This window comes from Zhongshania aquimaris, assembly GCF_019312595.1.
GTDB lineage: Bacteria > Pseudomonadota > Gammaproteobacteria > Pseudomonadales > Spongiibacteraceae > Spongiibacter > Spongiibacter aquimaris.
The window spans coordinates 243,595-256,631 of sequence record NZ_JAHWDQ010000004.1 but is presented as its reverse complement, the minus strand read 5'-3'; the positions used below and the strand labels follow the sequence as shown (position 1 = coordinate 256,631).

Sequence of the window (13,037 nt, the reverse complement as noted above, 5' to 3'; positions counted from 1 at the left end):
CTCATCTCTTGTCTTTTGTTTAATAAGTATTCGGGCTGACGATGGCATTTCACTTTTTGATTTTTATACTAATCCGGATTCGCTAGTACGCGGTTGAATGCATTTGCTTGAAGTTGAAGTGCGTGCTCAGATATCTCTCCGCAGCCCATAAGATCAAAGCCATGAACCGTTTCGGGAATGACATGAAGCTCTGTTGATATATTGTTTGCGAGTAAACGCATTGCGTAAAGTATGCCTTCGTCTCTAAGCGGATCGTGTTCGGCAACCATAATATAAGTAGTAGGCAGATTACGTAGATCTTGCGCATGAGATGGCGAGGCATACGGCGAGATATTGGCGCCTTTGTCTTCATGTGACAGGTAGAAATCCCATGCGTGCTTTGTTTTCTCACTATCCCATATGGGCAGCTCGCTACCATTGATCATTGATTGGGTTTGCATTTGATAATCAAGGACGGGATACAGTAGCATTTGGAACGAAATTTTCGGGCCATCGCGATCTCTAGCCATAAGGGATACGCCGGCGGCAAGGTTGCCACCTGCGCTTCCGCCTGTAACCGCAATGCGTTCAGGGTCAATGCTAAGCTCAGATGAATTGTTAGCGGTCCAAACTAGCGCGGAGTAACAGTCCTCAATTCCAATAGGAAACGGATATTCGGGTGCGAGGCGGTAGTCAACGTTCACGACCACTGCAGATGAATCAAGCGCGAGTTTCATGCAGCGCACATGCTCACTATTAAGATCGCCAAATACCCACGCTCCCCCGTGAAAAAGCACGCAGCCCGGGGCGGGGGATTTACTCTCTTTCGGCTTGTAGAGTCTAATTTTAATCTGATAGTCATCAATAAGGCTTGGGCAGGCCAGTTCGTAGACATCCAGGCGTGGATCGATTTCAGTTCGATTAGGAATAGAGGTAAGTATTCCGTTTGCTATCATTAACTCTGTGCCCGCCAACATATTCTCTCGGGCAGTAGCTATATCCTGCATTGAAAAATCTGGCATTGAGTTAAGAATGTTGGTGATTCCGCTGTCAATTTTCAATGTGGTAACCTCGTTAAAAATGATTTTCTTACTGACTACTTGGCCAGGAGTCCGAAAAGTTTCGTTACTTCTATGGCAGACATTTGCTTGTTTTCGCTGAGAGAGCGACCGACAGTCTCCAGTATGTCTGCGGTGGTAGCTGATGCGTGTTTTTCATCTGAATCGTCATCATTTTTGATAAACTGATTGTCAGATGGCAATCCGACGATTAGACGCATTAAATGAGCCCTGAGCTCAAATGGAAACGCGCCCCTTAATTTCTCAAAAATAATGGCGTCTTCACCTATTTGACTGCGAAATGGATGGTCATGGTCTTCTACCGCATTGAGAATCGGTGCAGTGGCATGATGGGAATCGCGTCCCCACGAGTCGAGATTTGAAATGCCGGGTAGCGCGGATTCTATCCACTGTTTGTATTCACTATCATCGGGAAATAGCGAAACAACATTTTCAGCAAAGGGTGTTCTATGTGCGCCGGGTTGAACGACTACAACACTTAATCCAAAGGGGGAAACCTCCATTTGTAATGCCTCAGCCCACCCTTCAAGTGCCCATTTAGATGCTGCATACATCGAAAGCAAGGGGTGAGGTGTATTCAGCGCATTACTTGATACGATGACAATTCTGCCGCGTTTCATCTTCCGCATTCCAGGAAGCACCGCTTTAGTTACGTTTAGCGTTCCAAAGAAGTTTGTTTCCATTTGCTTGCGGATATGAGCATCGCTAAGATCTTCAAACGCTCCCATGACGGAATAGCCGGCATTATTGACGACTGCGTCGATTTGGTCGTTGGTAATAGCAGCTATTTCATTTATCGCATTGTCAACGGAAGAGACATCGGTGACGTCCATTGTTATTACATTTATTCTCTCACTAACACCTCGTTCTTTCGCTATTTTAAGTAATGTGTCAGCACTTGCTAAGTTTCGAACGGATGAAAATACATTCCACCCATTTTCGGCTAAAGCGATTGATGTATTTAGACCAAATCCACTAGATGAACCAGTTACAATAATATTCTTCATGGAAAAACTCAAACCTATAGCTAAACGTTATATTCGTACTTGCCATGACTGCTAAGATCGCCGAAAAGATCGTTGATAATGTAGCGCTCTGCAAATCGCCATGAGTTTCCCGCTTTCTCAAATTTATCGTGGTATTCACCGGTGATTATTGGCTGCAAGGGAAAGTCATCGGTTTGCTGAAACACGGTAACGTAAGACTTTGCTGTCCAGTAATTTTTCTCTATTGGCTCTATAATCAAGTTCGAAATGACGTGTTTTGTTCGCGGTGTTCCATTTGGGTATATCTTTAGGAATGCCCTAAATAGTTCTTCTATTTCGGTCGGAGATGAATCAATGATCTTCCCGTCTTCGAAATGTACAGTCGCGCGGGAGAATAGTTGTGACATGCCTTCGATATCGCCGTGATCGATATAGTAGGCATAGCGCATAATTAAATTTCTTACTTGATTGTAGTCACTGTAGTCCATCGAATAATTCCTTTTTCACTATGGTAGTTGATTCAGCTTAAGACAAAATTACAATGCAATCGCAGTTGTGAAGCCACTGTGAATCGCACCTTCTATGTAATCTACGCTTTTGCAGTCGCCGACAAGTCGCACATCAAAGCCGATACTTTCTAGTGAATCAGCTAGAGACAAATTAGGAACAACCCCCGAGGTCAATATAATGCTGTCGGCTGAAATTTCGCGGTCTTGCCCGCCTTCATTGGTATACACAAGACTGGAGTTTGCGATGGACTTCAGAGTGCTATTCGGAATTAGAGTAACGCCTAGCTGCTTTATATCGGCGAGATTTCTCCATCGGCGAACTAAGGGTGTTTCGGAGGCAAAGACATTGCCTTCATGGAGTATTGTCACCTCCCTTTTGCGTTCCGCAAAGAACTCGGCGAGTTCAACCGCAACTAAGCCCCCGCCAACCATGACTATCTTCCGGCCTATGGGCATCCAAATTTTGCTCATTGTGCGCATAAGCTCGGTGTTGCCAGTAATGCCGGTGCTAGATCCAAGTGTCAGCATCATATTTGTCGTTGCGGATATCTTTCCGGATAGTTCGTCGGCGTTTTCACCCGTTATCATGTTCCTTATATCATCACCACCAAATACGTGAGGAAGATCGATTCCCGGAACATTGGGTGTCTCTCTCGCGGCACCTACAGCGACGATGACGACATCAGGCTTTAAGTGCTTAACGAGTTCTGGCGTAGCAATGGTATTTAACCTGACGTCTACCTTTAATTTACTTAACTGGTGTGAAAGATACTTAACCAGCTTTCCATTAGGAGGGTAAGAAACGCCGGAAAAGAAAACCGATCCGCCTAATCGACATGATTTCTCAACTAAAGTGACTTTGTGTCCTCTCTCGGAGGCCACTCTGGCTGCTTCCATTCCTCCTGGCCCGCCGCCTATAACCAGCACGTTCTTATGACTTACTGAGGCAATTATGTTTCGTTCGCCTTCGTATCCAGTTCTTGCGTTGACTGCGCAGCGAATATGCTGAGACTTAAAAATACTGCTTATACAGGTGTAGCAGTAAATACAGGGACGAATCTCCTTCATCCTGTTTTCCACAATCTTAATCGGTAGTTCCGGGTCAGCCAGTAACTTTCTACCCATTGTGACGAAGTCTATTTTGCCGTCCTTGATTAACGCATCACCAACTTCGGGCTCAATTCGTCCGGGACAAATGACGGGAACCTTAACCGCCTTTTTGACATTGTGTGCAAACGGGACAAAGCCAGCTGGAGTATGGGTAGAATGACCTTCTGAGTAACAGGTCCCTTTGTTGTGGTCTCCGTCAGCGCTGCAGTGAACCGCATCGGCGCCTGCCGAGGAGGCGAGTATGGCGGTACTAACGGCATCTTCGTTTGTAATGCCATCCTTGGTGAAATGGACTGAATCGAAGCGGAACCATACGGGAAAGTCGTCACCATTAATTTCCTTGATTGCGCGAATGACTTCAATGAGTAGCCTGGAGCGATTTTCAATAGACCCGCCGTATTCATCAGTTCTTCTATTTACCGCAGGATTTAAAAATGAAGAAATGATGTAGCCATGGCCGGCGTGAATCTCAACCCCATCAAAGCCACAGGTTTTAGCGCGCTGAGCAGCTTCGGCATACTTATTGATAAGCCAGTTTATGTCGCTCTTGCTTGCTTCCTGGTAGTGAACTGCAAATGATGGCTCGCGCGCCGGCGCCGAAATTGAATCTAACTCCTCTGGTGTCATATACGGTGTCAGCTCATCTGCGCTGCTACCTACGGGGGCAGAAGGGCATAGAATGGCATCACCTCTCGCCGAGTCATTGATTGCCATGAACCCGCCATGATGTAGCTGCGCTGCGATTAAACAGCCATTCTGATGAACTGTTTTAACTGTGTTCGATAGCCCAGGTATATATTTATCATCAGAAATTGCTATGTGCCTCCAGTTCGCTGAACCCTGGGGCCAGGCAATACTAACTGACCCCATGATAATCATCGCGCAACCACCTTTGGCACGGGCTTCGTAATAATTTTTAGTTTTATCTCCACAAAAGCCATCGTCATCCGCCGTATTTGAACCCATTGGCGTCATAATAATACGGTTCTTCAAAACCAGTTTGCCGATTTGGCCCTGGGATGTTATGTGTCTCAGTGGAGATGACATGACTAAATTCCTAAAATTAAAGTGTTGACTGGCCGCCATCGATAACGACATTTTCACCATTCATAAATCGTGCTTCATCTGATGCGACATAGGCTACTAGCGCCGCAATTTCTTCCGGTTGGGCTAATGGTACATTCGGAAGTGGCAGCATGCGTTTTACAAGCTCATCGTTTACGTTTTCAGGGAAAGTGAAATTATCGAAGATTGATGTCATTACGCCACCAGGTGAAACCGTGTTTACGCGAACACCGTCGGAGCCGAATTCAGCAGCAATTGATCTAGAGAAGCCATTCACTGCAGCCTTAACTGCACAGTATGCGGAGTTATAGGGGAGCCCGTGTAATGATGCGACTGACGACATGTTGACAATGTTTCCCTTCGTTTTAATAAGGAATGGGATTGCCTCTTGGCAAATGACAAAAATGCTATCCATATTAATGGCGAACATCTTCCGCCATTTGTCTTCTGTTGTTTCTGTCAACTTCCAGGCGCCAGCGATTCCCGCAATGTTACAAACGACATCGATTCGTCCAAATGAACTCACGGTTTTATGGACTATTTCACGACACGATTTGCTATCGGTAGCGTCAAAAATTGCTGTATCAACGGTGTTGTCGTGTAGCTGATCTCTTAGCTGATACAACTTCTCTTCATCAATATCAGCAAGCATGAGCGTTGCGCCTTCACTTGCAAGTCGCAAGGCGGTAGCTTTTCCGATGCCAGAAGCGGCCCCTGTTACTAAAGCAACTTTTCCAGTAAATCTTTTAATACTCATAGTAAAAACCTTCTCTAATCTATTATTGAATAACCACCGTCGACGACGAGGGTTTGACCGGTAATAAAGCTCGCTGAAGAACTTGATAGGAATAGAACCGCTGATGAAATGTCATCGGGTGAACCCCAGCGGTACAAGGGTGTTTTATTGACGACGAGGTCATATACAGCTTGATCATTCACATAGCTTTCTGTCATGCGGGTTGCTATGGAGCCTGCAGCGACGGAATTTACCCGAACATTATTCCTGCCCCACATTGCGCCATAGGTTTTTGTCATCTGCACAATGCCGGCTTTTGCGGCGCCATAACCAGGGAAGTACGGGCTACCAAAGTACGACATCATTGATGCAAGATTGATGATGCTTCCGCCGCCTTCAAGCTGACTTTTGGATATTGCGTTAAAGCACGCAGTCGTCAGTTTCTGCACGGCAGTCAAATTGATCAAAAGTTCTTTTTCAAATTCATCAAGCCCGCACGTTCTGCCAGCGTTGTTCACAAGTATGTCGAGCTTTGTAAGAGATTCCCCGTATGCGGTGACATCATCCAGATTTTCTAAAACTAATTGACGGTAATGCATACCATCTAACGATTCGGTGTAGTCCAGTTTGGATTCCCGCGTTCCTGTTACCGTGACATTGGCGCCGGCGGCCTGGAATCTCCTGGCAATTGATAGACCGATACCGCTGGTGCCGCCAGTGACAAGAATATCTGCACCAGTAAAGTTGAAATCTAGGCTGTTATGTATTGAAGATGTCATCGTCATAAACCGTATAGTTATTTATTTAAATAGGATGAAGTTACTTTTAGTCTGTGATTTCGAACATATCCCTAAGCTCGCGCTTTAAAATTTTACCGGCTGGATTTGTAGGTAGCTGATCAAGATATTTATAGGACTTGGGAATCTTATGAGGGGCGAGCGTTACTTTAAGAAAGTTGTTCAAGCTTAATTCATCAATATGTTTTGCGTCTTTTGTAACGATAACGGCACATATTTTCTCTATCCACTTAGTGTCAGATAAGCCAATAACCGCTACCTGGTGAACATTCTCGTGATGATAGATTGCTTCCTCGACTTCCCTGCTGGATACCACAACACCACCGGTGTTGATGACATCTTTTTTCCTGTCAACAATGTAAAGATATCCTTCACTATCAAATCGACCGATGTCGCCTGAATGAAACCAGTCGCCTTCAAATGCTTTAGATGTTTCAAGATCATTATTCCAATAGCCTTCGAGTAACTGTGGCGAGCGGTGCACAATTTCACCCTCACAGCCTACCTCGACGTCCTTTAGGTCGTCCGTCATTAGCTTGGTTTCAACATTAAAAACAGGTTTTCCAACTGAGCTTGGTCTTAACTCGTGCTCCTCTGGTCTCAGAACGGTAGCTAAGGGGGCGATTTCTGTTTGGCCATAGCAATTGTAGAAGCCGACTTTTGGCAGTAGCTGAGTTATTTTGCTCAGCACCTCTTGGGGCATAATTGATGCGCCATAGTAGGCCTTGACGAGTGTGGTAAGCCTACTAAACTGTTGGTCGTATTCCTTTAGGAAAGTAGTCCACACTGAGGGCGGAAAGAAAAGCGACGTGATTCCGTGTTGCTCAACAGTGTCAAAACATAGGCTAACAACTGGTGTGCGCAGAATGTAATTTGTGCCTCCCATGAGTAGGCACGGCATACTAAAATTATGAAGTTGCGCGCAGTGATACAGCGGCAGAGCGGCAAGCATTTTGTCGTTTGGCTTAATATCTAATTCAATGATAGTGCTAATATACTGCGACATGAGGGATCGATGTGTGTGCATTACCCCTTTTGGATCTGCCGTTGTACCCGATGTGTATATAATTTGCGCTAGGGTATTTTCATTTGACTCGACTTCGTCGAAGTACTCGTTGCTATACGCCTTAGCAACGTTGATCAAGCTTTGGCTGTCCTGAGACCGTGAGTTTAATAGCCCATAGTATTTAAGAGCTACTTTCCCGGCTATGGAAGATATTTTTTCTAGGTATTCTTCATCGCAGAAGATTCCGCACGCGCCGGAATTATCTATAATGAAGCGCAACTCTTTTTCGGTTAGTGAGTAATTGACCGGTATGTGAATGCAGCCCATTTTTACGCATGCTAACCAAAACATGATGTAAGTATCTGAATTCTTTCCGAATGAAATTATTCGGTCACCTTTATTGAAACCCTTGTCTGACAGGTAGTTGCAGATTCGTCCAATTCCTAATTCCAGAGATTGGAATGTCCAGTCTCGCCCTTCGAAACTAATGGCAAGCTTCGACTTATTCTTCGACACTGCGCGTCGAAATGAAGAATAAATAGAGTTTGATTGAGTAATCATTGTGTGAAGTAGCCTTCTTATATACTTTTCATCGATTCTAGCTCGATGCTTTTTAAGAAGATTCATTCATTAAGGTGAGGTTTTCGCCGCTATTCGCTGTGATGACGCGATGGTAAGCGCTACAGGGGCATTGTACACAATAACTTCGCGCATTTTTACATCGGTTTGTACCTTTGATCGCGCCGCACATAAACAGCTGGTCTGCTCCTCGATGTACTTTTCGCCTCGTCAAGAGGGCTTTTGGTAGATCATTTTCTCAATTCTTCATCTCATCGAATGAGTTATTAACATCTTCGGCTTGATATGGTTGTGAGCATACTTTTTGGGCGCCTCGGTAAGAGGGCGTGCTATCGATAATAATTATGTGGGGATTATGCCGCTATGCTTCTCAAGAATAAAACAGTTGTGATATCCGGGGTTGGTCCTGGCTTAGGCTGTAAGTTGGTTACCTTGAGTTTAGTTGAAGGCGCAAATGTTGTTCTCGCATCAAGAACACAAGAAAAGCTCGATGTGTTGAAATCGGACTTGGTTGCTCAGGGTGTAGATGGTGAGAGAATACTTTGCGTGGCCACCGATATAGCGGATAGAGAGTCATGCAGGTCATTGGCTGACCGCGCCTATCAAAAATTCGGACGTATCGATGTACTTATCAATAGTGCATATGACCCCGGTACATTTTCAACAATCGATAGCGCAAATTTAAACGATTGGCGAAAGCCGATGGACGTCAATTTCTTCGGTACATTGAATTTAACCCAAGAGGTGGTTCCTCATATGAGGCGCGGAGGCGGTGGCAGTATTGTTATGGTGAATACCATGGCGGCGCGCACGCCGATGTTTTCGAATGGTGGATACGCTTCGACAAAGGCTGCCCTGTCATGCGCTTCATCGCATCTGGCAATGGAGCTGGGTGCAGACAATATTCGCGTAAATTCTGTTTATATGGGCTGGATGTGGGGTCCAAGTGTTGAGAATTACATGATCGCCTCGGCCAAGGAGCGAAGTTTGGCGCTCGAAGAAGTGATCGGTGAGGTTACCAGGAATATACCGCTTGGGCGTATCCCGAGTGATGAGGAGTGCGGGAAGTCTGTCCTGTTCTTTGCGTCTGACTATGCCAGCGCGGTTACCGGTGCAACGCTTGACGTTAATGGTGGCGGGTTTATTCCTCACTAGTAAATTGCACGGCTGATCGCGTGCGTGGTAAGAATTTTAAATAGCACATTACATACAATAAATACTGGGAACTCTAATTATGAAAGTGTCGCAAACTATTGGTAGTCGAATAGCTGATTTACTAATCCACGAGGGTGTAGATAAACTTTTTACACTTCCAGAGGTTACATTTGGCGATATCCACAATCGTTTTGTAGAGCGTGAAGGTCGTATTATTGCGGGCCACCATGAAACAGCCTGTGCTTATATGGCTGAGTCATATGCGCAAAGTACTGGAAATATTGCGGTTACCGGTGGTAACTGCGGACCGGGCGCCAGCAACCTTTTGCCTGCGGTTGTTCACTCCGATGCGGAGGGCCTGCCGGTATTGTATTTGGGCTCGGAGCGGGGCCTCATGGCTAGAAGCTCTGTCAGGTCGCCTAAGTTTCAGTGCCCTAACTTGGTAGATATGGTAAAGCCGGTAACGAAATTCGCCGCTATTCTTGAGCATCCTGAGCAAGTGGATGAGCTATTTTATGAGGCGTTCAGGCAAATGCGTTACGGTCGTCCAGGCCCAGTATATCTTGGCTTGCCGTTCGATATGTTGCGTGAAGAATATGAGTTTGAGGCGTTACCGGCAAAAAATCTTTATCGGCCAGCTAGAATAATGCCGCCATCTGAGGACATAAAGCGGGTCGCTGACATTTTAGAAAGTGCAGAGCTACCGGTACTGATGCCTGGTGCCGGTGTTCGTATTTCAAAAACCCATGAGTTACTTCAGCAGTTAGCAGAGATTCTCAAATGCCCGGTTGTTAGAACCTATGGTGGTAGAGGAACCTTTCCCGATACCCATTCTCAAGTTCTGGATTTTGGGTTTGGGCCTGGCTTGGAGGCCACGCAGCAAGCCGATGTCATATTGGTTGTCGGCTCATCAATAGGCGAAAAATTGATGTTTGGAGATAATCTGTATTTCTCTGAGCAAGAAGGATTTGGCGATTTCTTCGGCAGTGATCAAACGTGGATTCAGGTTGAAAAGGATCCGCAGGTAGCCGGTAGAAATCGACTCATTGATATTGCCTTGGTCGGAAACATAGAAGACATCATTCCAGAGTTAATATCAGAGCTTAAACTTAGGCAAGTAAGAGGATGCAGTGAGAAATTGGCTGTATGGCAAGAGCAGAGAAGAGATATTTTCCAAGGTTACATTGAGGCCGCTAAAGATATAACGCCGGTTCATCCGGGCCGCCTAATACTGGAGGCGCAAAAATCGATTCCAGACGACGCCATTATCGTTAGTGATGGCGGATCCATTTTTCTGTGGCAACAACGCTATTTAAATAACAAGCATAGTAATTTTCTCGCTACGTTGAAGATGGGCATGCTTGGTGTTGGACTTCCTTACGCTATTGGGGCTCAGCTTGCAGAGCCTGGTAAGCGGGTTTGCCTGGTAACGGGAGACGGCGCTATAGGTTTCTACATGATGGAGTTTGAAACGGCAGTTCGTTATCAGCTGCCGGTAGTGATTGTTGTTGCTTATGATCAAGGTTGGGCACTAGAGGTTCCTTACTACGAATATCGCTTTGGTAAGACCTTTGAAGTAGATAATGAATTCGTGAGAATGGACCGCCTGGCTATGGAAATGGGAGGGCATGGAGAGTTTTGTCAGACAACAGATGAAATTCAGCCTGCAATGGATCGGGCGTTCGCTTCCGGTAAGCCGGCAATTGTACAGATCGTAATGGATAGACGAATTTCGGCCTATGAGGCGCCAGAGGCTGATCTTATATACAAATGGCATGCAGACAAAGTTGCTTATATTTAATTACTCCGCCTTGGTATGTGTCGCGTTTCGAGCAACTAGTGAATTAATAATTTAATAAGAGGTAACCATATGAAGGCCGGTGTATTCAAAGATCCTTATGACCTTGTCGCGGAAGATGGAATTGAAGTTCCTGAGATTGAGGCGAATGAAGTTTTAATAGAGGTTAGAGCCTGTGGTATTTGCGGTTCTGATTTGCATATGTATCGCCACAATAGTCACCGGGGCGTGCTTAATAGGGTTTCGAAATCAGGAAAGGAAATACCGGGTCACGAGTTCAGCGGGGTTATTCGCAAGGTCGGGGCAGACGTTGAAGGCTTTGCTGAGGGCGAGCGAGTCGTGGGAGTAGGTATGGGGGGCTTTGCGGAATTCGTACCTGTTCCGTGCAACCCGTTCCAGCTAGTGAAGATACCAGACGGCGTTAGCTTTCAGGAGGCGGCAACAACGGAGCCTATGGCAGATGCATTGCAAATGGTTCGTAAAGCGCAATTGAAAGACAATGAAAATGTCGTTGTATACGGTGTAGGTATTATTGGCCTAAGTGTCATTCAAGCGCTTCTTTCACAAGATAAGGCGATTGGAAAAATTGTCGCTATAGATATTTCAGCGGTACGGCTGAAGAAGGCAAAAGAGCTGGGTGTTTATTGTGTTAACCCCTTAGACGGCGACGTTGTTGAGCAAGTTAGAGAAATTTGTGGAACGACGCCGGTATCGTTCCCGCCTTCCAATCCACCGTCAGTAGATGTGGTGATCGATTGTGCTGGTTATATAAAAAGTATGAAGTCGGAATCGCCACTACAAACAGCGCTTTATATGGTAAAGGGTGACGCGATAGGTCGCATAGTTTGCTTTGGCGCGTATGAAAGTGATCTTGCGATTAACTTTATGCCGGTCATTGATAAGCAAATTAGCATTATTGGTTCTCAGGGCTATGCGAGTGAAGACCTTGTGATCGCGCTTGAGATGATGAGGTCTGGAAAAGTAAATCGCAATGATTTGATAACGCATCAGTATCCTCTTGCAGACATAGACAAGGCGTTTTCTGCGCAGATGAGTCCTGAAGCTATCAAGGTCATGGTGTTGCCTACTGAGGCGTAGAAGTGGCTGTGCTATTGGAAATTTTCGGGAGCGATTAATGCAAGATACAACAATAAATCCCCACGCAAATGATAGAAGTTTGTGGGTATCATTTTGCGAGCGCTTGAAGGATGCACAAGCAACCCTGGATTGCAGTAGCTCACCTAAAACAGCGTTTGATCAGGCAGAGGGTACTCGCTATTTAAGTCGACTTGTCAGGCTGGGCCTGGAGATATATTTAGAGGGTGGTGATCCGGATTTCCCTTGTTTTGTGTTGCCTAGTCACGCCACAGCAAAATTAGGTGGCGATAATCCTGATAATTTATATCTGTCTGCAACAATAGCGGGAGATAGAGAATATCGGATTCATGGCAATGTCGGGACTGTTACCTATTTAAGTGTTGGCTCAAAGGCAAATAACTATTCTATTGATGGGACGATGGCGTCTACTGGTGAACTGTCTGGTCACGAATTTCTTGCTGATGAAAGTGGAAATTTCGAGATAGTTGCAAGTCAACACAAGCCAGAAAATGGTAAGGCCTGGCTTCCGCTGGAGGACGGCTCCAGTGTCATTCAGCTTAGGCAGACATTTCTCGATAGAGATAACGAAACGCCAGCTAGTATCAGCATTGAGAGAATAAGCGCCGGGCCAAGTGTACCGCCTCCCCTTGATCCTGATGTTTTAGCTAAGAAGTTAATGTCTGCAGCCGAATTTGTTGTGGGAAGCTCTAATCTGTTCGCGTCTTGGGCTACAAAATTTATGTCTCGTCCTAATCAAATGTGTGATTGGGGGCAGGAGATGTTCATTCGAGCTGGGGGCGATCCCAATATATTTTACATCCATGGCTTCTGGCATCTTGGTGAGAAAGAGTTGCTAGAAATAACGGTACCGGTACCAGACTGCCAGCACTGGAATATTCAGATCAATAATTGGTGGATGGAATCCCTGGATTACCGATATCTTCCAGTTTGTATAAACAAGCATAACGCGGTGCTTAACGATAACGAAACGGTAACAATTACGGTTTCGCACGAAGAGCTAGGTTCTGATAATTACTTGTCGACAGCGGGTCATCATCAGGGATTTTTGCTACTTCGTTGGGTCGGCGCAGAAACGCACCCTATTCCACAATGCACAGTTAAAAAGATCAACTAAGGCGC

At 45.6% G+C, this 13,037-nt stretch carries 11 protein-coding genes; 4 read left to right on the top strand and 7 right to left on the bottom strand.

Going from position 1 to position 13,037, the window contains the following annotated elements; all coding sequences use genetic code 11:
• Window positions 1-68: 68 nt before the first annotated feature.
• Genes KXJ70_RS15555 through KXJ70_RS15525 form a run of 7 tightly spaced genes read right to left on the bottom strand, consistent with a single transcriptional unit; the run spans window position 69 to window position 7,828 of the window.
• Window positions 69-1,040: an alpha/beta hydrolase gene (locus KXJ70_RS15555; protein WP_219044450.1), complete on the bottom strand. Its 972-nt coding sequence runs from the start codon at window positions 1,038-1,040 to the stop codon at window positions 69-71.
• A gap of 35 nt (window positions 1,041-1,075) precedes the next feature.
• Window positions 1,076-2,065, bottom strand: a complete 990-nt coding sequence (locus tag KXJ70_RS15550) for an SDR family oxidoreductase (protein WP_219044449.1) — start codon at window positions 2,063-2,065, stop codon at window positions 1,076-1,078.
• Window positions 2,066-2,085: 20 nt separating this feature from the next.
• The gene (locus KXJ70_RS15545) at window positions 2,086-2,532 is read right to left on the bottom strand and encodes a nuclear transport factor 2 family protein (protein ID WP_219044448.1); all 447 of its coding nucleotides are present in this window, start codon (window positions 2,530-2,532) and stop codon (window positions 2,086-2,088) included.
• A gap of 48 nt (window positions 2,533-2,580) precedes the next feature.
• Window positions 2,581-4,710 carry an NAD(P)/FAD-dependent oxidoreductase gene (locus KXJ70_RS15540; protein WP_219044447.1) on the bottom strand — a complete coding sequence of 710 codons (2,130 nt, stop codon included), beginning with the start codon at window positions 4,708-4,710 and terminating at the stop codon, window positions 2,581-2,583.
• Between the two features lie 16 nt (window positions 4,711-4,726).
• Complete coding sequence (locus tag KXJ70_RS15535) at window positions 4,727-5,485, bottom strand: SDR family NAD(P)-dependent oxidoreductase (RefSeq protein WP_219044446.1); 759 nt, start codon at window positions 5,483-5,485, stop codon at window positions 4,727-4,729.
• Window positions 5,486-5,499: 14 nt separating this feature from the next.
• Window positions 5,500-6,243, bottom strand: coding sequence for an SDR family NAD(P)-dependent oxidoreductase (locus tag KXJ70_RS15530; RefSeq protein ID WP_219044445.1), 744 nt, complete (start codon window positions 6,241-6,243; stop codon window positions 5,500-5,502).
• A 46-nt stretch (window positions 6,244-6,289) separates the two neighbouring features.
• Window positions 6,290-7,828 (bottom strand): AMP-binding protein, encoded by a 1,539-nt coding sequence (locus tag KXJ70_RS15525; protein ID WP_219044444.1) that lies wholly within the window; start codon window positions 7,826-7,828, stop codon window positions 6,290-6,292.
• 381 nt (window positions 7,829-8,209) lie between these two features.
• Between KXJ70_RS15525 and KXJ70_RS15520 the strand changes: the two genes are divergently transcribed.
• The 4 genes from KXJ70_RS15520 to KXJ70_RS15505 all read left to right on the top strand — a co-directional run bounded on the left by KXJ70_RS15520 (window position 8,210) and on the right by KXJ70_RS15505 (window position 13,032).
• A complete protein-coding gene (locus KXJ70_RS15520) occupies window positions 8,210-9,001 on the top strand; it encodes an SDR family oxidoreductase (protein ID WP_219044443.1) in 792 nt (263 codons plus the stop codon).
• Window positions 9,002-9,080: 79 nt separating this feature from the next.
• Complete coding sequence (locus tag KXJ70_RS15515) at window positions 9,081-10,802, top strand: thiamine pyrophosphate-binding protein (RefSeq protein WP_219044442.1); 1,722 nt, start codon at window positions 9,081-9,083, stop codon at window positions 10,800-10,802.
• 69 nt (window positions 10,803-10,871) lie between these two features.
• Window positions 10,872-11,897 carry a zinc-dependent alcohol dehydrogenase gene (locus KXJ70_RS15510; RefSeq protein WP_219044441.1) on the top strand — a complete coding sequence of 342 codons (1,026 nt, stop codon included), beginning with the start codon at window positions 10,872-10,874 and terminating at the stop codon, window positions 11,895-11,897.
• Window positions 11,898-11,934: 37 nt separating this feature from the next.
• Window positions 11,935-13,032 carry a hypothetical protein gene (locus KXJ70_RS15505; protein WP_219044440.1) on the top strand — a complete coding sequence of 366 codons (1,098 nt, stop codon included), beginning with the start codon at window positions 11,935-11,937 and terminating at the stop codon, window positions 13,030-13,032.
• The last annotated feature ends 5 nt before the right edge of the window (window positions 13,033-13,037 follow it).

Excerpts from the sequence above, each read along its gene's own strand:
- KXJ70_RS15505 (WP_219044440.1), top strand. The coding sequence starts at position 11,935 with ATGCAAGATACAACAATAAATCCCCACGCAAATGATAGAAGTTTGTGG.
- KXJ70_RS15540 (WP_219044447.1), bottom strand. The coding sequence starts at position 4,710 with ATGTCATCTCCACTGAGACACATAACATCCCAGGGCCAAATCGGCAAA.
- KXJ70_RS15525 (WP_219044444.1), bottom strand. The coding sequence starts at position 7,828 with ATGATTACTCAATCAAACTCTATTTATTCTTCATTTCGACGCGCAGTG.
- KXJ70_RS15530 (WP_219044445.1), bottom strand. The coding sequence starts at position 6,243 with ATGACATCTTCAATACATAACAGCCTAGATTTCAACTTTACTGGTGCA.
- KXJ70_RS15510 (WP_219044441.1), top strand. The coding sequence starts at position 10,872 with ATGAAGGCCGGTGTATTCAAAGATCCTTATGACCTTGTCGCGGAAGAT.
- KXJ70_RS15515 (WP_219044442.1), top strand. The coding sequence starts at position 9,081 with ATGAAAGTGTCGCAAACTATTGGTAGTCGAATAGCTGATTTACTAATC.
- KXJ70_RS15535 (WP_219044446.1), bottom strand. The coding sequence starts at position 5,485 with ATGAGTATTAAAAGATTTACTGGAAAAGTTGCTTTAGTAACAGGGGCC.
- KXJ70_RS15520 (WP_219044443.1), top strand. The coding sequence starts at position 8,210 with ATGCTTCTCAAGAATAAAACAGTTGTGATATCCGGGGTTGGTCCTGGC.
- KXJ70_RS15550 (WP_219044449.1), bottom strand. The coding sequence starts at position 2,065 with ATGAAGAATATTATTGTAACTGGTTCATCTAGTGGATTTGGTCTAAAT.
- KXJ70_RS15545 (WP_219044448.1), bottom strand. The coding sequence starts at position 2,532 with ATGGACTACAGTGACTACAATCAAGTAAGAAATTTAATTATGCGCTAT.